The following is a 24,304-nucleotide window of genomic DNA, read 5'->3' on the forward strand; positions in this document are numbered from 1 at the left end:
AATATTTAAATGAATAAAAATTTCCCCGATTTAGGTTTACTAATTCTAAGAATTGGTTTTGCAAGTTTGATGCTTACTCACGGTATCCCAAAAATAAACTCACTTTTTGAAAGTTCCATAAAATTTGCAGATCCTATTGGTCTTGGCGAAACAACTTCTTTAATTTTAGCTTTAATAGGCGAAGTTGTAGCTCCTCTTTTAATTTTAATTGGTTTCAAAACAAAATTAGCTGCCATACCAGCTGTTATTACCATGTTTGTAGCTGCTTTTGTTATACACGCCAACGACCCATTAAATGTTAAAGAAAAAGCATTACTATTCTTATTTGGTTTTTTAGTCTTACTTTTCACTGGTGCTGGTAAATATTCAGTTGACGGGTTTAAAAAATAGATACATTTGAAAGGTGCTTCACTTGCTGAAATAAAAAAAGAACTAAGCCATAAATCGTATGATGACATGGCGGAACTTTGCTTGCGTCTTGCCAGATTTAAAAAAGAAAACAAAGAACTCCTTACTTATCTACTTTTTGAATCCCATAATGAAGAAGGCTATATCGAATCTGTTAAAAGTTATATAGACGAGCAATTTGAGTTAATTAACACTGCCAGTTATTTTTACATCCGAAAAAGCACCCGGAAAATTCTCACCAATACAAAAAAATTCATTAGGTATTCACAGAACAAGGAAACCGAAGCGACACTTCTCCTCTATTTTTGCGAAAAATTAAAAGCTTTTTCTCCCAGTATTAAGTACAGCACACAGTTACAAAACATGTATAATAGGCAAATAACACTGATAAAAAGAATAGTTTCTACGCTTCATGAAGATTTGCAGTACGATTTTAAATTGATGCTGGAAGATTTATAATTATACAAATCTTTGTTTTTACATTCCACTTTTGTTTTCTAATTTTAAGAAACTTTAAAACTTAAAATCATGGAAAATCCACAATCTAATCCTATAGTTTGGTTCGAAATTTATGTAGACAACATGCCTAGAGCCAAAAAATTCTACGAAGCTGTATTTCAAACCACTTTAGAAAAACTTCCCGCACCTGAAGAAGAAGGAGGTTTGATTATGCACACTTTTCCCAGCAACATGACCAGTTACGGTTCTGGAGGTGCCTTAGTGAAAATGGAAGGTTTTAATGCCGGTGGCAATAGTACCTTGGTATATTTTTATAGTGAAGACTGCCACGAAGAAGCAAACATTGAAGCCGCTGGCGGTAAAGTAGTAAGACCCAAAATGTCTATTGGGGAATATGGATTTATTGTATTGGCCACCGATACTGAAGGCAATATGTTTGGTTTACATTCCATGAAATAAGTTGTGATTGTTGAAAACTTCGTTTATAATTACAAGACTACATATTGATTTTTTAAGACTAAATTCACTTATTGGTGAATATAAACCATTGAAATGAATTAGTATTCTGAACGTTCCAAACTTCATTCACAGCAAATAGCCCGACCTTTAGTTAACGCTCACAAAAAGTTATTGTTTTCAATTTTCTTGTGCTTTATTATGTTCAAAAGTCAGTGCTTCTAAGCGTGCTTTATAAAGTTTTTTAGAAATAAAATATGTATTTTTGCACACTTTAAAATAGGAATTAATCTATGAAAATTTCATACAACTGGTTAAAACAATTTATTAAGATTGATTGGACGCCAGAACAAACTAGCGAATTACTTACCGATTTAGGATTGGAAGTTGAAGGTATAGAAGTCTATCAATCGGTTAAAGGCGGATTGGAAGGCGTTGTTGTTGGCGAGGTTTTAACCTGTATACCGCACCCAAATGCTGATAAATTAAGAATTACCACTGTAAATATTGGTGAAGATGCCCCATTACAAATTGTATGTGGCGCACCTAACGTGGCTATTGGACAAAAAGTGCCTGTAGCAACTATTGGTACAACCTTATACACTGAAACAGGCGAAGCTTGGACCATTAAAAAAGGTAAGATTAGAGGTGAAGAAAGCCACGGTATGATTTGTGCCGAGGATGAACTTGGTTTAGGAAAAAGTCATGATGGTATTATGGTTTTAGATGCAAATATTAAAGTCGGGACACATGCTGCCGCTATTTTTGAGGTTGAAAACGACCAGGTTTTTGAAATTGGCTTAACACCAAACCGTGCCGATGCCATGAGCCATTTAGGTACTGCCCGCGATTTGAAAGCTGGCTTGGTACAAAAGGACATAAATTTAGAGTTTATTACCCCATCTGTAAGTGCGTTTCATGTTGATAGCCGCACCTTGCGTATTGATGTAGACGTAAAAAACAAGGAATTGGCGCCACGCTATTGCGGACTTACCATTTCTGGGATTGTGGTAAAACCATCTCCCGCTTGGTTACAACACCGCCTAAAAGCCATTGGTTTAAACCCTATTAATAATATTGTAGATGCTACAAATTATGTATTGCACGATTTAGGGCAACCACTTCACGCCTTTGATGCTGCTAAAATTACAGGCAACAAAGTAGAGGTTAAAACCTTGCCTGCGGGTACAAAATTCACCACTTTAGATGGTGTGGTAAGAGAATTAAACGAAGATGACTTAATGATTTGTGATGCCGAAAAACCAATGTGTATTGCGGGTGTTTTTGGTGGTGTACATTCGGGGGTTACGGAAGCAACTACTAGTGTTTTCTTGGAAAGTGCTTATTTTAATCCTGTTAGCGTTCGTAAATCGGCTAAACGTCATGGTTTAAATACCGATGCTTCTTTCAGGTTTGAGCGTGGTATTGACCCAAATATTACAGAATATGCTTTAAAGCGTGCCGCTTTATTAATTCAGGAAGTAGCTGGAGGAGAAATAACCAGTGATATTGTAGATATTTACCCAAATAAGATTGAGGATTTCCAAGTGCGTTTAAGTTTTGAAAATGCTAGAAAACTGATAGGTGAAGAAATTCCGAAGGAAATTATCAAACGTATATTAACCTCTTTAGAAATTAAAGTGAATAACGTTACTGAAACAGGATTGGGATTAACGGTACCTGCTTACAGAAACGATGTAACCCGTGAAGCCGATATTATTGAAGAAATACTACGTGTTTACGGTTATAACAATATTAAAACTACTGAAAAGTTAAATGCTTCTATCTCAAATTCTAACCGTTTTGAAGATCATAAAATTCAAAATTTAGTTGGGAACCAATTAGCGTCACAAGGTTTTTTCGAAATCCTTTCCAACTCATTGACTACGCCTAATTATGTAGCCTTAAGCGAACAGTTGAAAAACGAACATAACATAAATATTTTGAATCCGTTGAGTGGCGATTTGTCGGTTTTAAGACAATCGCTATTGTTTTCTGGTTTGGAAGCCATTTCATTTAACATTAACAGAAAACGTGCTGATTTAAAATTATTTGAATTTGGAAAAACCTATCATGGTTATGGCGATAAACGTGAAGAATTCAAACATTTATCTGTTTTTGTAACAGGAAACCAAAATATAGAAAATTGGAATGTACCAAACAGAAAAAGCGATTTTTTCTTCCTGAAAGGAAACATTATAAGTGTTTTGGAGCGTTTAGGGATTTCAAGATTTAACGAATCGCCTATTGATAATGATTTGTTTAGTGAAGGTTTGAGTTTTGGTTTAGGTAAAATGAAGTTGGTAGATTTTGGGTTGATTAAAAAACCAATTTTAAAGCATTTTGATATTTCGCAAGAAGTTATGTATGCCGATTTTAACTGGGATGCTATTTTAGATGTCATTAAGCGCAACTCGGTTAGTTTTAAAACATTACCTAAATACCCAGAAGTGCGTCGTGATTTTGCTTTATTACTAGATGACAAAGTTACATTTGAATCTATATATAAAATTGCTAAACAAAGTGAAAAGCAGTTATTAAAGAGCGTGAATTTGTTTGATGTGTACCAAGGTAAGAACTTACCCGAAGGTAAAAAAAGTTACGCGGTTAGTTTTACATTGCAAGATGAAAACAAAACGCTTACCGATAAACAAATAGATAAAATAATGAATACGCTACAAACCCAGTTTGAAAATCAATTGGGTGCGGAGTTGAGATAGTTTGCTTTAATAAGAATATTTTAAAGTCGGCAATTGTCGACTTTTTTACTGTAAGATAGTTTTAAAAACAGTAATGACGCCAATTATTAAAATTAAAAACAAAGAGAATTTTTTAAAATTATCCTGAGATATTTTAATGAGTAGCAATTTCCCTACATACGTACCAACAACACCTATAACCACTAAAAAAGGAATGTAAATTAAGATCTCCTTTGTGATATATCCATTAAAATAATACACGATGGTTCTGCTTAAATCAACCCCGAAATCAATAATGGCAGAAGTTGCGATAAATACGTTTTTTTCAAGATTAAAAGCTGCCATGGTTAAACCTCTTATTGCACCACCGGTTCCTAAAATACCAGCTACAAATCCAGATAAAGTACCTCCAATAATGGCTTCTTTTTTATGAGGTTTAACGATTAAGTTTTTCTTAATTAAGAATAACAAACTCAATGTTACTAAAAAAACACCTAAAATGATTTCTAAAAATCGGGTGTTTAACAATTTGCTTATAAACCCTCCAATAATCACAAATAAAACGGCGGGAATTCCAATATAAACAATAAGTTTTTTATCTATACCTTTTTTAAACAAAGCTATTTTACTTAAATTACTAACCACATGAAACGCCGCTGTAATTCCTAAAACTGTTTGAAAATCGAAATAAAAATTGGCAATAGGTACAAAAAAAACTGAAGAACCAAAGCCTCCAACAGTACCAATAATTTCAGCTAGAAAAGCGAACAACAGAAAGTAATATTCAATATGTTTCAAATTCGAGATCTTTATTAAAGATACTAAAAATCAGCTTTATTTTGTTCATAAAAGCGTTATTTAAGAGCACAATTACTTTTATTTCATTTGATTTAGATTAAAAATAGCGTATATTTAATGAACACTTAAAACTCATGCTATGACAGATTCAAATTATATAAAAATATACACAGGTAATTTTGCTGTTGTAAAGCGAATTACAATAGAATTAAATGATATGGATATTAACCCTGTGGTTAAGGACCAAGCGGAATCTGCTATTTTAGGCGGATTTGGTGGTACGTTGGCTCCTGATTTCCAAGAAGTTTACGTACATAAAGATGAACTTGAAAAAGCTACAAAAGTAGTTAATGATATAACTTCGGAACTGGAAGCGTAATTTTACCTACTTCCATAAAAAAGGAGCAATTTTTTGTAAAAATTGCTCCTTTTTCTGTTTATATAATAGTCACCTATACGGTAACCGCATACATTTTATTGCGCAATTCTTTTATTTTAGGGTCTTGCATATATTCATCAAACGTAGTATATCTATCAATAATTCCATTTGGTGTTAATTCAACCACTCTATTTGCTACTGTTTGCGCAAATTCGTGATCGTGCGTTGTAAACAACATAGTACCTTTAAAATTGGTAAGCGAGTTGTTAAACGCCGTGATACTTTCTAAATCTAAGTGGTTTGTTGGCTCGTCTAACATTAACACATTAGCTCTCATCATCATCATTCTACTCAACATACAACGTACTTTTTCACCTCCAGAAAGCACATTCGATTTTTTTAGGGCTTCTTCACCACTAAAAATCATTTTTCCTAAGAAACCTCTTATATTTACTTCTTCACGCTCTTCTTCAGTAGTTGCCCATTGGCGTAACCAATCAACCAATGTTAAATCGTTATTGAAAAATTCACTGTTATCCAATGGTAAATATGATTGTGTTGTAGTAACTCCCCAGTCAAATTTACCAGCATCCGCTTTTTCATTATTGTTTAATATTTCATAAAAAGCTGTAGTGGCTCTGGAATCTTTAGAAAACACAACAACTTTATCGCCTTTAGCCAGATTCAAATCGATGTCTTTAAATAATACTTCACCTTCTTCACTCGATGCGGCCAACCCTTGAATATTTAATATTTGATCACCAGCTTCTCTATCGCGTTCAAAAATAATTGCTGGATACCTTCTGCTTGTACGTCTAATATCAGCAATGTTCAATTTTTCAATCATTTTCTTTCTACTGGTTGCTTGCTTACTTTTTGCAACGTTTGCAGAAAAACGACGAATAAACTCTTCCAATTCTTTTTTCTTCTCTTCGGCTTTTTTGTTTTGTTGTGCATGTTGACGCGCTGCTAATTGCGACGATTCATACCAAAAGGTGTAATTACCAGAGTAATGATTAATTTTTCCGAAATCGATATCTGAAATATGTGTACAAACAGCATCTAAAAAGTGACGGTCATGCGATACAACAATCACGCAGTTTTCATAATTAGCTAAAAAGTTTTCAAGCCAAGAGATGGTTTCATAATCCAAATCGTTGGTAGGCTCATCCATAATTAGCACATCTGGATTTCCAAATAAGGCTTGTGCCAAAAGCACACGCACTTTTTGTTTACCATCCAATTCTCCCATCAAAGTATAATGGAATTCTTCTTTGATACCCAAATTTGATAACATGGCAGCAGCATCACTATCGGCATTCCATCCGTTCATTTCTTCAAATAGTACTTGAAGCTCTCCTATTCTATCAGCATTTTCATCTGAATAATCTGCATAAAGCGCATCCATTTCCGTCTTAATTTTATATAATGGCTTGTTTCCCATTAAAATAGTTTCCAAAACGGTGTGTGCATCGTATAAATTATGGTCCTGTTCTAAAACGGACATTCGTTTACCTGGTTCTAAATGTACTTGTCCAGACGTGGGATCCTGTTTACCAGATATTATCTTTAAAAAAGTAGATTTTCCAGCACCATTAGCGCCAATAATTCCGTAGCAATTCCCTGTATTAAAGGTGGTGCTTACTTCATCAAAAAGTATGCGTTTGCCAAATTGAACCGAAAGGTTTGATACTGATAACATAGTGGGTATTTTAAATTTACTCAGATTATTTTTAATAGCTTATATAAGCCGTCGTGAACTTTCAATCATATTAAGATTTATACTTAAACATCCCTCTTTTTGAAAGTTTGCTGCAAAAGTAAAAAATTCAAACCGTAAGTCGAAACTTAGTTACTATTTTAAATACAATACTTTGTCCATTAAAAAAAATATGCCATTTTTGAACGTATTTACTACATTGAAACATTTAACAGCGCATTAACAACACTTTATAAATACAACACATATTTTTGTATAATATAATTGTGTTACGATAAACACAGTGATAAGGGATTATGAAATTTTACTTTTTAGGCTTAATAACTATACTTACATTGTTTAATTGCAAAAAAGACAGCAATAATTCAGAGAATAATTATGCTTATTTAGGGGGTGAGATTATGAATCCGAATAGCGATTTTGTTATCTTATCTAAAGCTGATGAGGTAATTGATACCATAAAGTTAGATAATAGAAATAGGTTTCTTTATAAAATTAACGATTTAAAAGAAGGTTTATATACATTTTACCATGGTGGGGAAATTCAAATGGTTTTATTGGAACCTAAAGACAGTTTGCTTTTTAGATTGAATACTCTTGAGTTTGACGAGTCGCTGGTTTTTACCGGAATTGGTGACAAAAAAAACAACTACTTAGTTAACGAATTTCTAGAAAATGAAATTCAAGAAAAGAAAATTTTTAAATTTTGCCAATTAAATCCGGACACTTACGAAAGAAGGGTCGATTCTTTAAAAGCATTAAAATTAGATAAGTTAAATACTTTTAAAGCTAAATACGGTACATCGCCTTTATTTGATAAAATAGCAAATGCCAATATAGATTACAGTTATTATTCAAGTAAAGAAGTATATCCGTTTGTGCATCATGGCAATAACAAAGCTGAAATTTTAAATTCGCTTCCTAAAGATTTTTATAATTATAGAAAGCATATTGATTATAATGATGTTTTTTTTAAAGAACACAACCACTACAATTCTTTTTTAAGATATACTGTGAACAATCTATCTTTAAGAGGGCATTTAAAACATAGCAGTGATGACGATGTGTTTAAAAGAAGCTCCATATGCTATAATTTAGACAGACTTAAAATTGTTGACAGTTTAATTAACGACAAAGCCGTTAAAAACGAACTGCTTTATTACTTTACTGCCAACCATCTTTCAAAAAGCAACAATTCAGAAAACAATGAAATGCTTTTAAATACTTACTTAGATATAAGTACTGATGAAGCAAAGAAAACTGAAATAAAACGTTTTGCAGCGTCTTTAAACAACTTAAAAGTAGGCGCTAGTTTTCCTGATATTAAAATTGTTGATTATAAAAACAGTGTATTTGATGTTAAAGATTTAATTAAATCGCCTACGGTAATTTGTTTTTGGTCTAATACCTATTATAATCACTTTAAAGAAAGTCATTACAAACTTGATGAACTTAAAGAAAAGTATCCTGAAGTAAGGTTTATTGTTATTAATATTGATGATTTTGGTTCAGAAAGACCAAAAACTTCTTTAAAGGAGAACAGATTCAAATTTAAAGATGAATATCAATTTAAAAATCCAAAAGAATCTATTGAAGTTTTGGCTATTCAACCTATGACCAAAACCATTGTTATAGATAAATACAAAAAAATAGTTTATAGCAATACAAACATTTTTTCAATGGGTTTTGAAGAACAACTTTTAGGAGCTATAAATAGAAAATAACTTATAATTTATAATGCTTCATCAGCATTTTTTCATAAACCTTATCTGGTAAAATTCGTTTCAACACAATCGAAAATTTCTGCATAAACTCCCCTACTTTGTAATGTACTTTTGGGTTTTCGGTATTTATAACTTTTAGTACCGCTTGCGCCATCATGTTTGGGTCGCTACCATTATCCACATGGGTATTCATTAAATTTAAAGTATCACCATACGGTTTTTTATAGGGTGAATTGTCTAAAAGTGGTGCATGATACCTGCCAGTAGCTATATTGGTTGCAAAATCTCCAGGGGCTATATTGGTCATTTTTATATTGAAGTCCTTTATTTCCATCCTAAAAGCCTCAGTAACCAGTTCTAAAGCACCTTTACTGGCACTATAAATACCTCTGTAAGGTAAACCCATGTAGCCAGCAATTGAGGTTATATTTATTATTAAACCAGCTTGTTGTTTGCGCATTTGTGGTAATACGGCTTTAATAACGTTAATGGGGCCAAAAAAATTAGTGTCAAAATTTGCTTTAATTTCAGCTTCCGGAATTTCTTCAATAGCACCCGTAATGCCAGCACCTGCATTGTTTATAACCACATCTAGCCTACCTTCAGCATCTATAATTGTTTTTACGGTTTGGTGTATGGTTTCAATGTTTTTTACATCCAACTTTAAAATAGAAAATTTACTGGCTTTATAGTTTTCGGGATTTCGGCTTGTTCCATAAACTTTAAATCCTTTTTCGGTAAGGTACTCACCTACCGATTTTCCTATTCCAGAAGAACCTCCTGTAATTAATACAACTTTAGGCATATTTCAATTGATAATTGATAATTGATAATTGATAATTGATAATTGATAATTGATAATTGATAATGTAAAATTAAGAATGAATTTGACAATACCAGATAAAAAGAAAGTTTTTGAATGAATTTGAGCAGAAAAACGTGAGATTTAGTACCTCACAATAAGGCACAAAAAAAGGCAAGCTACCTACATCACACCGCTACGACCATTTACCTTTGCTGCGTTCCCGCCCTGGAGGATTCAACAGGAGCTGGTTGTGTAGGACTTGCCGCTGCAAAGATACAACCTTTTAAAATTTTCACAATGATTTTTTAAACTGATTTTAAATAAATATCTTGCTTCAAATTTAATATTTCAGATGAATACATTTAAACACCTATTAATCATTTTATTAAGCGCTATTATTATTTCTTGTGGTTCTAATACAGGGCAAAATAAAAGTGATTTTATTATAAAAACCAATGCTATTAAAGGCGATATTTCTAATAATGAGACCTTAAATCTCTCCATAGAAAACAAAAAAAACCATCCAATTGACTCTGTAAGCTATACTTTGTATGGTAAAAAAATAAGCAACACATCCAATTTAAAAAGTTTTAAGTTAGGAAAGCACAACATAAATGCTACCATTTATTTTAATAATGACAAGCAAGTGGCCACTACAACGGTTACCATTTTAAACAGTGAAGTTCCAAAAGTGTATACCTATAAAATTATAAATACATACCCGCACGACATAACGTCGTACACACAAGGTTTGGAGTTCTATAAAGGCAATTTATACGAAAGTACAGGACAACGTAAAGAATCGAAATTAAGACAAGTTAATTACAAAACAGGCGAAATTTTAAAGAATGTTAATTTAGCCGATGCTTTTTTTGGCGAAGGGCTTACCGTACTTAACGACAAAATTTATCAACTAACATGGCAAGCAGGAACCGGTTTTATTTACGATGTGAATACGTTTGAAAAATTAAATAGCTTTAAATACGGAAACAGTAAAGAAGGTTGGGGCATTTGCAACGATTCAAAGAAACTTTATAAAAGTGATGGTACCGAAAATATTTGGATTTTAAATCCTGATACTTTAGTTGAAGAAGACCACATACAAGTTTATACCAACAAAGGAAAAATTGTTGAGATTAACGAAATGGAATGGATTAATGGTATTATATATGCCAACCGTTACCAAAAAGATGGTGTTGCTTTAATTAATCCTGAAAACGGTGCTGTAATTGGTGTTATTGATTTTTCTCCATTAAAAAAATTAGTAACACAGCATGAAGGTTTAGATGTTTTAAACGGTATTGCTTACAATCCTGATACTAAAACCATTTTTGTAACTGGAAAACGTTGGGACAAATTATTTGAGGTTGAAATTGTTGAAAAGTAAACGTTACTCAACAAAACAGCACGCTCACTCATTCTAACTTTTAATTTTGCTTTTTCTTGTAGTAATTTGAACTATGAGAAAAGTAATGAATATAGATATTCCGAAGCCTTGTAGCGAAAACTGGAATAATATGACGCCAAATGAAAAAGGGCGACATTGTGCTACGTGCCAAAAAAACGTTTTTGATTTTACTACCAAAACCGACGAGCAAATAATTAAAACTTTTGAGCAAAACAAAAACCTTTGCGGGCGTTTTAAAACCACACAACTACAAAGAGATATTGTTTTAAGTAGAAAAGAGAATAACAGCTACGCTACTTATTTAGCTTCTGGAATTTTTGCCTTTATGGGCTTAGGAAGTCCATATATGCATGCACAAGGTGAACCTAAAATGGTTCAAACAGATTCTACTAAACATAACCATATTGTTGGTAAGATAAAACCAAAACCTTTGGTAGATGAAAACCTCGTCAACGGTATTATAACGGATGAGGACAACATACCTTTACCTGGTGTGAATGTTATTGTAAAAGGAACTTGCAACGGAATAACTACGGATTTTGACGGTAAATTTTCTTTGAAAGCAAACAAAGGAGATGTTTTAATGATGAGTTATATTGGATTTGAAACTAAAGAATTAAAAATTACAGAAAAAGAAAACAACATAACTCTTCTTATGGATGAAGCTGTATTGGGTGGTATGGTTGTGGTTGGATATGGGGTTATAGATGAAAGTGAAACAAAATACGTTTACTCTCCTGAAGAATTAGAACGTAAAAAGCAAAACAAATTTAGAAGATCCAATAGTTTAGAGTTTTACAAAAAACAGCACAAAGCTCATAGACAAAAAATAAAAAATGGTGATATTGAACGCAGCAGCATTGGAAAGTTCTTTTACAAAATCACTTCTATTTTTAGGTAAGCCTTTTGCTTTGCAAATACGCCCGTGCAAGGGGTAGTAACGGAAAGCCCACAGTGAGGCACGAACGAGGACTCGTAGTGGATAACCCGACCCGGTTCCTGAACTTGTTTCAGGATGAGGGAAGCGCCCTAAATCTTATAAATTATTCTTTGCCTGAAACTTAAAGAATGCGCGCGAAACGGGAATAAACATTAAACCAATGATTATAAACAAAATAAAGGCGTTTTGTAAATTAAAAGCTTGGGCTAAATACCCAATGAGCGGTGGCCCTATAAGCATGCCTACAATACCGTAGGTAGTTACTATGGAAATTGCCATTCCGGGTGAATATTTTTTGGAAGTTCCTGCCAACGATAAGGTAACGGGGAAAATGGCCGCTGTACCAAAACCCACAAAACAGAACCCCAACAAAGCTGACCAAAAAAATGGAAAAATAACCGCTATAGCGATACCCGACGCTATTAATACCGCACTTAGTATGTACATTTTTTGCAAGCCAAATTTAACCACAAGCTTATCGCAAAAAAACCGCGAAAGTGCCATGGTGGTCATAAACATTAAATAACCGTAGGTGAAGATTTCTTCGTTTACAACATCTTTAAAGTAAACCCCACTCCAATCGAACATACCACCTTCGCAAATGGCTCCAAAAAATATAAGGACGCCTAAATACAAAATAAACGGGTCTGGTTTTCCGAAAATAAGTTTATTCCCTGTGGTAGATTTATCGTCTTTTATGGTAAATTGAAAGGTTACAAATGCTATAATTAATGCTGCAATTGAAATACTTAACAAATGTATTTGAATTGATACATCCATTTTCACCATCAACGTTGAAAAAGCAACACCTATTAAACCACCCGTACTCCATAACCCATGAAAAGCACCTACCACACGCTTTTCGAACTTTTTCTGTAAGGTAATGGATTGCGTGTTTACCGAAATATTTAATATACGCATGGAAAATGAAAATAAACATACCGATGCTACCAACAAAAACGGTGTGGTTGCAAAACCAATGCATGTTAAAGCTATTGAAAAGAAAATAAATGATACGATAAGCGGTATACGACTATCGAATTTTGAGACCAACCAACCCGAAATTGGCAAACCTAACAAAGAACTTATAGGCATTGCCAATAGAATGGTACCGAGTTGGGCTTCATTCAAATTAAAAAATTCTTTAATGGTCGGAATACGTGATGCCCAAGATGCAAAACAAATACCGGATAGAAAAAAATATATACTTAATGCAATGCGCTGCTTTTGCCTTAACTCCATTGGTGATACTATAATTTACCTTTATAAAAACACGAAATACGCTGTATTTTTAAAATGCAAAAATAGTGTAACGCTTTGGTTTTATCTTATAAAAAGATATTAATAATGCACAGGGTTTTGGGTGCATGGGCAATTGCTTATAGGTAGTATCTCATTAAGTGTGTAAAGTTTATTTTTTGATTAGTTTTCAATTTTAACCATAGACATATTAGCATTGTATGGAGTACTTCCTTTAGATTGCATAGCATTTCTTGCATTGTTTATGTCATCAAATTTCTCATAGTAAATATAATATTTACTTGTAGCTACATCGTAAAAGAAGTTAATATTGTTTTGTCCTGCTGCTACTGCCTTAGTTAAAAACTCATCTCTTTTAGCAACATCACTATGTACTGCTAGCACCAAATAATAACCACTTTCAACATTTCTAATATCTTTAACAATTTTAATATTGTCGCTTTGTGCATCACCAAAATCAAAATCTTCTTTCTTAAGCGGAACTGCACTTGTTTCAGTGAATTTCTTGATTTGTTCAAGAGCTAATTTATCTTTATTATATCTATCTTGCTCGTTATCGTAAGCAGCACGTTTTATACGGCGTTTACGTTCAATTTCTGTCGCTATTTTAATGCTTTCCAATTCTGACACCAAAGTTTCTTTAGAGCGCTTAGCTTTTGCTTGTGCTTCTTTAAGTATAAGAATTTCATTTAGATAAATCATGTTTACAGAATCCTCTTCATTTGGAACTTTTTTAAGTCTTTCTTTATACAAGTTTTCTAATTCTTTTATTTTTAAATCTTGCGATTTTATAATGTCATCAATTTCAATTGTTAAAGATTCTAACGCTGCATTTTCTGCCGATACACTTTTAAATGGTTTTGGTTCTTTATAAATACCTTGTTCGCTTAAATCGTTTTCCTCTTTTAAATCTTTTAAGTCTTTCTCTCTATTTGCTACGGTTTCGTTAAGTTTTATTAATAACTCTTCTTGTTTTATTTTGGAATCTGTAGCTAATTTTGATAAATTGTTCATAGCGATACCTGTAGCATCCGTTGGTACTAAAATTAAAGCAGCGTCTAATTCTTCTTGCTTAATTTTTGCTTCTTGTTCTGCCTTTATTCTAGCTGCTTCTTCAGCTTTAGCTTGAGCCTCTTGCGCTAATTTAACTCTAGCGGCTTCTTCGGCTTTGGCTTTAGCTTCTTCTGCTAGTTTAATTCTGGCTTCCTCTTCTGCTTTAGCCTTAGATTCCTGTGCTAGTTTAATTCTAGCAGCTTCTTCGGCTTTGGCTTTTGTTTCTTCCACAAGTTTAACTCTAGCGGCTTCTTCGGCTTTGGCTTTAGCTTCTTCCGCTAGTTTAATTCTGGCTGCTTCCTCTGCTTTAGCCTTAGCTTCTTGCGCTAGTTTAACTCTAGCGGCTTCTTCGGCTTTGGCTTTAGCTTCTTGCGCTAGTTTAACTCTAGTAGCTTCTTCAGTTTTGGCTTTAGTCTCTTCTGCAAGTTTAATTTTGGCTTCTTCATCAGCTTTAGTTTGAGCTTCTTGTGCTAACTTAATATTAGCTGCTTCTTCCGCTTTGGCCTGAGTATCTGTAGTTTGTTTAGATTTAGCAGCTTCAATCGATTGAAGTCTAGCTGCTTTTTTAGCTTCCAATTTAGCTAATGCTTCAGCTCTAGCCTGTTTTTTCGATTCTGCAATGGCTTCTCTATCTACTTTTCCGCCATTAGATGTATTTCGTTTTGATGAGGTACTTCTTGATTTTCTTGCTGGTGAAATTAAGGCAACATCATCTTCGTCTTCATCACCATAATTATATCTGTATTTTTTATTGAATCTAAACGCTAAAGTAATTTCGTGCGAATTTCCAAAAGTTGACAAGTCCCCCACTTCCTTTTCAAAATTATATTCCAAAGCAATTTGACTTGTAATATTTAGTCCGATGCCTGCCGACATACCATATAACGTATTGTAGCCTGCTTGTCCCCAAATACCTTTTGCTGTGGTAAGCATCATGATACCGGAAAGTACGGTTTGTTCTTTTTTAAATTCAGACCGAACTAACCCTGAAAACTTACTGTTATCAAAAAAACCACGACTATCTACATAGCCCGTATACATAATGTGCCCTTGAATACTCTGTTCTGGGTTTTCTTTAAGTATTTGTGATGTTTTTAAATTATAGGTTACTATATTATTCAATGAAACCCCAAAATCAAAAAAGGTAGTACCGTAGTTAATTCCGGGGTTTACGGTAATCAACATGTTTGAAGGAATGTTTTGCAATGACGGATCAGGAAAGTTTGTAATTACGTTTCCTTCGTTTATTCCACTTTTATAAAACCCTAAGTTCATTCCAAAAGTTAAGTTACTATCTCTATCTAAAACAGCATTGTAAGCATAATTTATAACGCCTCCAAAAGTGGTTAATACACCATAATTTTGCTGAAACAAACCAATACCAACTCCTGTATTTTCTGAAAATCTGCCCGAATAGCTAAATAGATAGGTTTGTGGAGCATTTTCAAACTGAACCCATTCGCGTTTATTAGTGAAACTCAAATATTTGTTCTGCTCTCTTACAAGACTAAAAGTTGGGTTGATTGCGTATTTGTTGAATTTTAAAGAATTTCTAACGGGTAATTTAAAAGCAACAACACCATCCTCTTGTTGAGCATGGAGTATCTGTGCAGCACAGATAAATGTTACTATATACAACAAACGCTTTATCATGTTATTTAACAACGGTTATGGAGCCTTTTTTTATTTTGTTATTTGAAGTTGTGATGATATAGTAATAAACAGGATTTGTAGCGTTAAAATCAATTTGATTCTCTGGCCAATTGTTTTGATAATCGTTTGTTTGAAGTACCACTTTCCCTTGAGAACTTAATATAACCACTTGCGTATTGGTACCTGCTACATATTCTTGTGGAAGAACCCAAGTATCATTAATACCATCATTATTCGGACTTATTAAATTAGGTATCTTTGCCACATCGGGAAAGGGTTCTGATATTGAAAAAACATGTTCAGCTGAAGCTATACAACCATCAGTTTGGGTAACGATTACTTTATAATTTCCCATTTCAGAAGCTTCAAAACTATTACTAGAAGCACTTGGTATAATGGTTTCATTAAAATACCATTCAAATTCTGGATTACTGGCATCTGTAGTTACGGTAACTTCCAAGGTTTCACCAGTTGCAATGGTATTAAACTCTGGCACATCTATACTACTTGTAAATCCGCTATTTTCAAGATTTATGGATGCATTTGTAGTACAGCTTCCTAAATTAACTGTTACAGAGTAAGTTGCCGCTTCATTTGTTACATACATTTGGCTGGTAGCTCCCTGTATTTCTGTACCATTTTTGAACCATTTATAGCTATTTCCGTTTATAGCACTTAATGTAGTAGCGCCTTCGCTTGAACAATAAGGATTTCCTAAACTAGAACTAATTGAAAATGCTCCACTGGTTGAAGCTTCACTAACCGTTACACGATTTGAATACGAATCTGAAGTACAAGTGCCATAATTTGTTCTTGCAAAATAAGTTCCGGGAGTGCTTACCGATAAAGTTTCGCCTGAAGCAACAAATACATTGGTATTTGTTGCTTCATTAACTTTATACCAATTAAAAGTAAGTGATGGGTATTTTAATGGTGAATCGTTATCTCCTGTTCCTGGATTATCTATAGTTAGCAAATAACTACCTCCAGCGCAATAAGCACCCGTTGCAATTAAATTATTGATTGTAAATGGTGTATCCTGCAATTTATAATATGCTGCAAATGCATTAGATGGGACACTACTTGCTATTGGAGCAGTGCTTTTAATTCTAATTTTATAAGCTTCACCAGCTGTTGTAGTAGGTAAAGAAAAACTTAAAGTTGCAGGTGAAGTTGTAACACTTCCTTGAGCCGATGTGTATATAACTGTAGGATTTGTAAAACTACCTGTATCGTCCGACAATTCTATAATAAATTGATTCGTTCCACTTAAAGCTGTATCTGGCGAAAAAGTAAACGTTGTGTTATAGGTATTGAAAGAAGGACTCGCACACGCCTGACTAAAACCCAAACTAGGCTTACCAATAACCAGTTGAGCATTAATAGTTTCAACTGAAAAGAATACAAAAAAAACAACAAAGTTGATTAGTGTAAAGTTCTTCATGCGATATTGTTTTCTTTTTAAAATAAAACTTATAGAAACTTTTATCGTTATCAAACCTTAATTACAAAAGAATTTTAATTCTTTAGGGCGAAAAAGGAAAGTAAAGGACCTAGAGTTTCATCAACTAAATAGCGTGTTTTCTTTATTAGCTTAGTTTTCGTTAATTCTCAAATCTTCTTTGGCATAAACAGCATCTTTTGAAGCTATTATTTTATTAATTCGCAATCTAAAATCTGGTCGTTTTTCATTTGCAAAATCAATAAACGTTTCTGCATTATTGCTTTTAGAATACACATTAAAAAACGAACTGTTACCATACCAGTTTTCTAAATCTTCATTATTAGAATCGTTTTCAACAAAAATATTTCCTTTACAATTATTGAAGTACATATTGGCAAACTTGATTTTTTCTAAATTTTGCTGGTTGATATGAATGGTGCTCTCTAACAATACTGCGGGGTTAAATCCAGAAATTACACTTTTATTCATATCTAAATTAGCATTTTGACCTACATAAACAGCCTCTTTTACCAATCCCTTTTCTATATCAGACTTTAAATTTTCACTATCATTTAGAAAGGTTAAGTTTTTTGCTTCTACATTGGTTGCCTTTTTAGTAAAATCTACTTCCTCCTTTTTATCATACGATGCAACCTGTAAACATCTGGCTGCTGAACTACTTGAAACATAAGGTGATCTGATAGCTAATGAATTATCTATTTTACATTGTGATCCATAATTGAATTTAAAATCGTTACTGTTCGATCTGTACGACACAAATTTATTTAAGCAAACATCGCCACCCCATACTTCGAAAGAGTCTCCTGCTGAATAGCTTACCATTATATTTTCTAAAATTGTTTTGTTTCCAACACATGCCAATAATAAACCATTGAAATAATCATCATTTTTAATTCTTTTTCCTGCAAATTCAATTCTTACATATCTTAAAATACCTGAATTACTTTCTACATTTGTGCCTCCAAAATTTGTATTACCATATGCAGATTGAGATAAATCGGTATAAAAAGAAGCTACTGAACCATTACCAAACTTATTAGTTGGCGCATCACCTAAAATAATAATTCCACCCCAATCTCCAGATCTTTTAATACCGCGATTTGATGTGAAAATAATAGGATCTGTTTCTAAACCATCTGCAATAATTTTTGAACCTTTAGCAATGGTTAAAGATGCCTTTGATGCAAAATCACCAATAATAACTGTACCTGGTTCTATAAAAAGTGTTGCGTTATTTGTTACAAAAACATTACCGAGCAACATGTAAGTTTCCCTCTTGTATAGTTTTGTGTCTTTATCAATATTACCCGCCAATATTTGTGTAGGTTCATCATATTGTTTTTGGTTTGGTTTAAACTCTGTCCAGTTGTACAACCAATTATTACCTCCTATAATTCCCTTTTCCTGTTGTGCATAGACATTCCCAATTATAAAGAGACCTATTAATACTATTTGAGTAAAGTTTTTCATAACGATATTTTTTTATTAAAACTGAATAAGATTTTTCTACGAATTAGTTATCAAATTTATACAAATATTCCATGAAATACCAAATATTTCGCCAAAATACACAAAATAAGTAATTTTACAGATAAATTTTATCGACGAAATGCACTTTTAACAGATTAAAAACGTGTTTTTATACAAAAAATCAAACTTTTCTAATTTTAAAAGCAATTAGAACAATTTAATAATTGCTAAGGTTTAGGTAATTTGAAGAAAAAAAAATCAACCTTAAAAATTTAAGATTGATTTAAATATGGTAACTAAATATTATTTGATACTTATTTGGTCTAGCTGAAATTTATTTTTTAATTATACGCACTGTATTCATGCAAAGATTTCATTATTTCTTCATAAAAAATAATTGCAGAAACTAATTTACTAGTGTCCGAATATGGCAATATTCTAGTTTGAAATTCATTGGTAGCTTCTAAATAATCATCAGTAGCTTCAAACTGGTTATCTAATATTTTTCTATTATCACTATCATTAGGAATTCCTAAAGTAGACATAGTAATGCCTGGTTTTGTAGCAAATGCTATATACGGTAGTGTTTTAATCAACACCTCTATACGTTCCATATAAAGAGTCAATAATTCGCCTTTTTGCATGCGTTCCAACTCTTCCTTTTTATGGTACTTTTTTATAGCTACTTTTTCACTAATAATGCTTTTGGGCTCATTCTTTTTTTGTGCAAAACTTACACCCGCCATTAAAAATAAAACAACACTAAATAGAATAATTTTTGTTTTCATACTTACGATTTAGGGGTTCAAAAAACAAATCTATGCAATTAATCGTTAAAAACAAGCGTTTAATCGAATTTTTTCTTGTATTTTTTTGTTCTATGATTCAGAAAAGTAAAAACAATCACGTATTTACACACTAACACCTATTAATAGTAGCAGTGAAAATGTATTAAATATAAGATAATGAGTTACTTGCTGATGTAAAAAAGGGATCTATTATTTTTAGCATCTTAAGCAACATATATTCTAATCTCTGATTATTTAAAAATATAATGCTTGATCAACAAAAAACCAATTAAACTTTTATGAATATTTTTTTCTTAAAAAGGACATATCCCATTCCCATATAAAATAATACGACTGTTAAAGCATAAAGAAGCGACGACATTTTTTCAGAAAAAAATGAATTGACAAACAAAGAATTATATAAATAAGAATGAAGATTACTATTCTTACCTATGTTAGTTAAGTAAAAAGATTTTGATATAAAACTGGAAAGAAAATAAATAGTTATAGCGTTCATGCCAACATACTTAAAGATTGATCCAAACTTTAATTTTAAAACATCCGTTAAGTAATAAATTATTGCAAGAATTAATGTTGCCCAACCACTTGTAACCAATACAAAGCTACTGCTCCATATTGCTTTATTAATTGGAAAATAAATATTAAGCAAGTATCCTAATAAGAAAAGCAAAACAGCTATTAAAACGAGTTTTAATACATTATTGTGAAGCGTTGTAAGCACCTTGCCTATTAAAATTCCAGAAATACATGAAGCTATTGATGGAAAAGTGCTTATTAGCCCTTCAGGGTCATAATCGGGTTGCCACATATGCTTTCCTAAAATTTTTAAATCAATATAATTTGCCCAATTGTTTGACGCTTTATTAAATGTTGGTTGCGTTCCGTCAGGGAATGGAACAAAACCTAAAAGCAACCAATAACCAATTAATATGGTTACTGAAATACCTAACAATGTTTTCCAATTGCAATTAAGAAACAATATTGAAGATACTAAAAAGACAATCCCAATACGCTGAAGCACTCCTGTGATTCTAAACGTTTCAAAACTATCAAAAAAAGGAAAATAGGGTAAAAACAAGTTGAGAAATAATCCTAAACCTATCAGTTTTAAACTTCTAATAACAATTTTAAAATAAGTGGATTTAGCATTGGGTTTATTTTGATAGGCGTAAAATATTGAAATACCCACTATGAATAGAAAAAACGGAAATATTAAATCTGTTGGTGTTAATCCATGCCATTCCGCATGCAATAAAGGTGGATAAACATAGCTCCAAGAACCTGATGTGTTAACCAGAATCATAGCTACTATTGTAAATCCACGTAAAATATCAACCGCTTCAATTCGCTTATTCATTGTGAAATAGCTATGCTTTTTTTAGTCCAACCTTATGCCCCCAAAAAGCATAATATAAAATGATGATATAACAAGGAAGTAAAATCCAATACCCTTTTGTAGCAGCTTCTGCTGAAGCCAATACGCTATCCATTCCTTGGGCTATCAAATCGGTTTTATTATTGTCCACAAGTTTACCGTATAATGGTGGAATAATGGCTCCTCCAGAAATTGCCATAATAAGTAACGCCGATGCTGTTTTAGTAAATTTACCGAGCCCTTTTAATGTTAAAGGCCATATTGCAGGCCATACTAAAGCATTTGCAATTCCTAAAGCAGCTACAAAAAGTACAGAGGTCAATCCACTCGAAAATACAATACAAAAGGTTAAAACAACACCTAAAAAAGCACTGGCTTTTAAGGCTAAAGATTGCGATATATATTTAGGTATTAAAAAGACACCTAAAGCATAAGTGCCCACCATTGCAAGTAAGGTAAATAAGGTAAAAAACTTTGCCTGACTAACCGGAATATCTAATGAAATACCGTAAGAAATAATAGTGTCTCCAGCAATAACTTCAACACCTACATAAACGAACAATGCCAACACTCCCAACCATAAATGTGGAAATTGAAAAATACTTGTTTTTACTGTTTCTCCTGGTTTGGAAGCTTCAATAGGTTCTGCCTCTACATGTGGCAACGGTGCTTTTCTTATTAAAACACCCAAAATAAATAACACAATAGCCATAACAATATATGGTGTTACAACACTGTCTGCCATTATATCTAATAAATCTGTTTTTTCAGAATCAGAAACGGTAAGCAATTGATCTTTTATTTTATCGATACCAGATAACAATAGGGCTCCAAAAATAACCGACCCCAATGCACCTGCTACTTTATTCGCAATGCCCATAATCGCGATACGTTTAGCAGCACTTTCAATAGGTCCTAAAATAGTAATATAGGGGTTTGAAGCTGTTTGTAACAAGGTCATGCCTGCTCCTTGAATAAAAATGGCCAATAAAAACATCCAATAAGTTCTTGCTTCCGCAGCTGGTATAAAAATTAAAGCGCCTAATCCCATAACAATTAAACCTAAGGACATCCCTTTTCTATAACCAATTTTATTGATAATGTACGATGCAGGTAACGCCATAACTACAAAAGAAATATAGGAAGCAGACGCCACTAAATACGATTGCGCATCGGTTAACTCGTTTATGGTTTTCATAAATGGAATTAAAGCTCCATTAATCCATGTTACAAATCCGAAAATAAAAAATAATCCAGCGATTATCATGATTGGCACTAAAGTGCTATTTTTTGGTTGAGGCGACTGTTGAGTGGTATTCGACATAATGCTTTTAGTTAATTTTAAGTAATATTATAATTGGGTTTAGTTTTCTAAATCTTCGTTGGTGTTTAAAATTCGTTCTTTGGTTTGTTTTAAATAGTTTCGCCCAATGGGGATTCTTCTATTTGCAATTTCAATAGTATTGCCTTCAATGGCTGAAATTTTATTTATGGAAATAGTATATGACCGATGTACTCTTAAAAAATTGGACAATGGTAATTCCTCAGTAATAGCCGTAAGTGATTTGTGTACCACATAATCACCTATTTTTGTTATTACTTTTATGTAATCTTTAAGACTTTCAATATAAAGAATATCATTCAAATTTATTTTCAACAACTTTTTATCTACTTTTAAAAAAATATGGGGTTCCTGTTGTAAACTTGTATCTCCAACAGCATTGTTGGTATATAATTGTTGATATATTTTATTGATGGATTTTAAAAATCTGTCAAACGGAATTGGTTTTACTAAATAATCTAACACATTCAATTCAAAACTTTTTACAGCATACTCTCTATAGGCCGTTGTAATGACTATCAATGGCTTGGAATTTAAATTTTCTATAAAAGAAAACCCTGTCATTTGAGGCATATTTATATCTAAAAAAATAACATCCACTTTTTCTTTTTCTAATAAGGAGTATGCTTTTATGGGGTTATTAAAAGTACCTACAACCTCAAAATGATCAAAGTTTTTTAAATGATTTTCAATGACACTAATAGCTAATTGTTCATCATCTATTATTACGCATTTTATTTTCATCTGTTTTTATTTTTTTAGTAATAATATGACTTTCTAAATTAAAAATATCAAGTATTCTTAAACTTTAGTCTTGTTCATTTTGTTTCACAGGAATCTTTAAATACAAGTTATAAGTTTCACCTTCAACTTTAGATTCTAAAACAAAATCGTTTGCAAATAATAATTTTAATCGTCGTTCCGTATTCTTGATACCAATACCTTGCTTACTTTTTTGGTTTGAGTTAGGGCTAAAACTGTTTGCAAGTTTAAATTCCAAATAATTTTCTTTTGAAACTTCAAAACTCATGTTAATTTTTACTTTTTCGTTTTCCTTTAAACCATGTTTAAAACAATTTTCAACAAAATTTAAAAACAAAAGCGGGGGCACTTCTACATTTTCAATATTTCCGGTAATGTCCATTTCTAAATCAATCCTGTCTTTAAATCGAATCTGTTCAATATCAATATAATTGTTTAAATGCTTGATTTCCTCAAACAAACTTGCTTTAGAGCTCTTTACTTCATATAATACATATTGCATTAAATCGGACAATTTAATAACCAACCTTGGAGCTTCGTCCGATTTTGTTAAGGTCAAAGCATACAAACTATTTAAGGTATTAAAAAAGAAATGGGGCTGTATTTGAGCTCGTAAAAATTTAAGCTCTGTACTTAATTGAAGTTTTGCCAATTCCTCATTTCGTTTCAATTCAATAGGCCAATCAATCAATAATTTAATAGCGGTAACAAAACCCAAAACATAAAGTTCACCTAATACAACTGCTATAATATGATTGGTTTCTAGAAATTTTCCTGCTTTTTCTGCTTCTGGCCATATTTCTTTTGTAACCAAAAGGTAATTCAATCCGGTTCTTACCAAATAAACCAAAATCAACATTAAAACTACCGATGCAATGTATTTTTGATATTTCTTCCTTAAAATATATTTGGGTATTAAATAGTATACATTAATATATACTACAATAATATGTATAGGAAACTCAACTAAATTTGATTTGAATGAATACCAATAATCATCAAAATAGCTCCCCCACCTTACTACATTAAAGGTGAAATAACCCAACCAAAATAGTACATGATATTTTGCAGGGATGTTATGACGGATATTTTTACTGAATATAATAATAACTGTTTCTTTAAGATTAAAACATTAATAATAAATCGTTAAATATGAAGCAATTTTAGGAATATAATATCAAAATAACAATTATATTGTTGATTCTTTATTTTAAGAAATCACTTATCGACCATTATCCGTTGTCTATGTGTAAAATCCCGTCGTTTAGATATTTTTTTTTAAAACTATTTTTTTAATAAATAATATTGATTCAAATTAA

20 protein-coding genes and 1 other RNA gene are annotated in these 24,304 nt (G+C 32.2%); 8 read left to right on the forward strand and 13 right to left on the reverse strand.

Annotation, left to right across the window (positions count from 1 at the left end; genetic code table 11):
• The first annotated feature begins 9 nt into the window (after positions 1-9).
• The 4 genes from ACGK9U_RS12680 to pheT all read left to right on the forward strand — a co-directional run bounded on the left by ACGK9U_RS12680 (position 10) and on the right by pheT (position 4,043).
• Positions 10-390 carry a DoxX family protein gene (locus tag ACGK9U_RS12680; RefSeq protein WP_394466754.1) on the forward strand — a complete coding sequence of 127 codons (381 nt, stop codon included), beginning with the start codon at positions 10-12 and terminating at the stop codon, positions 388-390.
• A gap of 6 nt (positions 391-396) precedes the next feature.
• Positions 397-867, forward strand: a complete 471-nt coding sequence (locus ACGK9U_RS12685) for a hypothetical protein (RefSeq protein ID WP_394466755.1) — start codon at positions 397-399, stop codon at positions 865-867.
• 69 nt (positions 868-936) lie between these two features.
• Positions 937-1,326, forward strand: a complete 390-nt coding sequence (locus ACGK9U_RS12690; protein WP_394466756.1) for a VOC family protein — start codon at positions 937-939, stop codon at positions 1,324-1,326.
• Positions 1,327-1,616: 290 nt separating this feature from the next.
• Positions 1,617-4,043: a phenylalanine--tRNA ligase subunit beta gene (pheT, locus tag ACGK9U_RS12695; protein WP_394466757.1), complete on the forward strand. Its 2,427-nt coding sequence runs from the start codon at positions 1,617-1,619 to the stop codon at positions 4,041-4,043.
• A gap of 45 nt (positions 4,044-4,088) precedes the next feature.
• Here the strand turns inward: pheT and ACGK9U_RS12700 are convergent, their stop codons facing one another.
• Positions 4,089-4,820: a sulfite exporter TauE/SafE family protein gene (locus tag ACGK9U_RS12700; protein ID WP_394466758.1), complete on the reverse strand. Its 732-nt coding sequence runs from the start codon at positions 4,818-4,820 to the stop codon at positions 4,089-4,091.
• Between the two features lie 139 nt (positions 4,821-4,959).
• On the opposite strand from ACGK9U_RS12700, the gene ACGK9U_RS12705 reads away from it, so the two are divergent.
• A complete protein-coding gene (locus ACGK9U_RS12705) occupies positions 4,960-5,199 on the forward strand; it encodes a putative signal transducing protein (protein ID WP_394466759.1) in 240 nt (79 codons plus the stop codon).
• Between the two features lie 73 nt (positions 5,200-5,272).
• Here the strand turns inward: ACGK9U_RS12705 and ACGK9U_RS12710 are convergent, their stop codons facing one another.
• The gene (locus ACGK9U_RS12710; protein WP_394466760.1) at positions 5,273-6,901 is read right to left on the reverse strand and encodes an ABC-F family ATP-binding cassette domain-containing protein; all 1,629 of its coding nucleotides are present in this window, start codon (positions 6,899-6,901) and stop codon (positions 5,273-5,275) included.
• 353 nt (positions 6,902-7,254) lie between these two features.
• On the opposite strand from ACGK9U_RS12710, the gene ACGK9U_RS12715 reads away from it, so the two are divergent.
• Entirely contained in the window at positions 7,255-8,643 is a 1,389-nt protein-coding gene (locus ACGK9U_RS12715) for a TlpA family protein disulfide reductase (RefSeq protein ID WP_394466761.1), read from the forward strand.
• 1 nt (position 8,644) lies between these two features.
• Here the strand turns inward: ACGK9U_RS12715 and ACGK9U_RS12720 are convergent, their stop codons facing one another.
• Together ACGK9U_RS12720 and ffs are read right to left on the reverse strand one after the other, a co-directional pair.
• Positions 8,645-9,448, reverse strand: coding sequence for an SDR family oxidoreductase (locus ACGK9U_RS12720; protein ID WP_394466762.1), 804 nt, complete (start codon positions 9,446-9,448; stop codon positions 8,645-8,647).
• A gap of 166 nt (positions 9,449-9,614) precedes the next feature.
• An RNA gene (ffs, locus tag ACGK9U_RS12725) (signal recognition particle sRNA small type) lies at positions 9,615-9,713 on the reverse strand.
• A gap of 87 nt (positions 9,714-9,800) precedes the next feature.
• Between ffs and ACGK9U_RS12730 the strand changes: the two genes are divergently transcribed.
• Together ACGK9U_RS12730 and ACGK9U_RS12735 are read left to right on the forward strand one after the other, a co-directional pair.
• Entirely contained in the window at positions 9,801-10,835 is a 1,035-nt protein-coding gene (locus tag ACGK9U_RS12730) for a glutaminyl-peptide cyclotransferase (RefSeq protein WP_394466763.1), read from the forward strand.
• A gap of 73 nt (positions 10,836-10,908) precedes the next feature.
• Positions 10,909-11,757, forward strand: a complete 849-nt coding sequence (locus ACGK9U_RS12735; protein ID WP_394466764.1) for a carboxypeptidase-like regulatory domain-containing protein — start codon at positions 10,909-10,911, stop codon at positions 11,755-11,757.
• 135 nt (positions 11,758-11,892) lie between these two features.
• Here the strand turns inward: ACGK9U_RS12735 and ACGK9U_RS12740 are convergent, their stop codons facing one another.
• The 9 genes from ACGK9U_RS12740 to ACGK9U_RS12780 form a co-directional block, all read right to left on the reverse strand.
• The gene (locus ACGK9U_RS12740) at positions 11,893-13,038 is read right to left on the reverse strand and encodes an MFS transporter (protein ID WP_394466765.1); all 1,146 of its coding nucleotides are present in this window, start codon (positions 13,036-13,038) and stop codon (positions 11,893-11,895) included.
• A gap of 180 nt (positions 13,039-13,218) precedes the next feature.
• A complete protein-coding gene (locus ACGK9U_RS12745) occupies positions 13,219-15,762 on the reverse strand; it encodes a PorP/SprF family type IX secretion system membrane protein (protein ID WP_394466766.1) in 2,544 nt (847 codons plus the stop codon).
• 1 nt (position 15,763) lies between these two features.
• Positions 15,764-17,206, reverse strand: a complete 1,443-nt coding sequence (locus tag ACGK9U_RS12750) for a gliding motility-associated C-terminal domain-containing protein (protein ID WP_394466767.1) — start codon at positions 17,204-17,206, stop codon at positions 15,764-15,766.
• Positions 17,207-17,356: 150 nt separating this feature from the next.
• The gene (locus tag ACGK9U_RS12755) at positions 17,357-18,697 is read right to left on the reverse strand and encodes a hypothetical protein (RefSeq protein ID WP_394466768.1); all 1,341 of its coding nucleotides are present in this window, start codon (positions 18,695-18,697) and stop codon (positions 17,357-17,359) included.
• Positions 18,698-19,038: 341 nt separating this feature from the next.
• Positions 19,039-19,485, reverse strand: a complete 447-nt coding sequence (locus ACGK9U_RS12760; protein WP_394466769.1) for a hypothetical protein — start codon at positions 19,483-19,485, stop codon at positions 19,039-19,041.
• Between the two features lie 289 nt (positions 19,486-19,774).
• Complete coding sequence (locus ACGK9U_RS12765; RefSeq protein ID WP_394466770.1) at positions 19,775-20,863, reverse strand: acyltransferase family protein; 1,089 nt, start codon at positions 20,861-20,863, stop codon at positions 19,775-19,777.
• A gap of 10 nt (positions 20,864-20,873) precedes the next feature.
• Positions 20,874-22,205, reverse strand: coding sequence for a sugar MFS transporter (locus ACGK9U_RS12770; RefSeq protein ID WP_394466771.1), 1,332 nt, complete (start codon positions 22,203-22,205; stop codon positions 20,874-20,876).
• Positions 22,206-22,244: 39 nt separating this feature from the next.
• Positions 22,245-22,967: a LytR/AlgR family response regulator transcription factor gene (locus ACGK9U_RS12775; RefSeq protein WP_394466772.1), complete on the reverse strand. Its 723-nt coding sequence runs from the start codon at positions 22,965-22,967 to the stop codon at positions 22,245-22,247.
• 64 nt (positions 22,968-23,031) lie between these two features.
• Positions 23,032-24,030 (reverse strand): sensor histidine kinase, encoded by a 999-nt coding sequence (locus tag ACGK9U_RS12780; RefSeq protein WP_394466773.1) that lies wholly within the window; start codon positions 24,028-24,030, stop codon positions 23,032-23,034.
• Positions 24,031-24,304: the final 274 nt, after the last annotated feature.

Source organism: Mariniflexile sp. HNIBRBA6329 (assembly GCF_043558645.1).
Taxonomy (GTDB): domain Bacteria; phylum Bacteroidota; class Bacteroidia; order Flavobacteriales; family Flavobacteriaceae; genus Mariniflexile.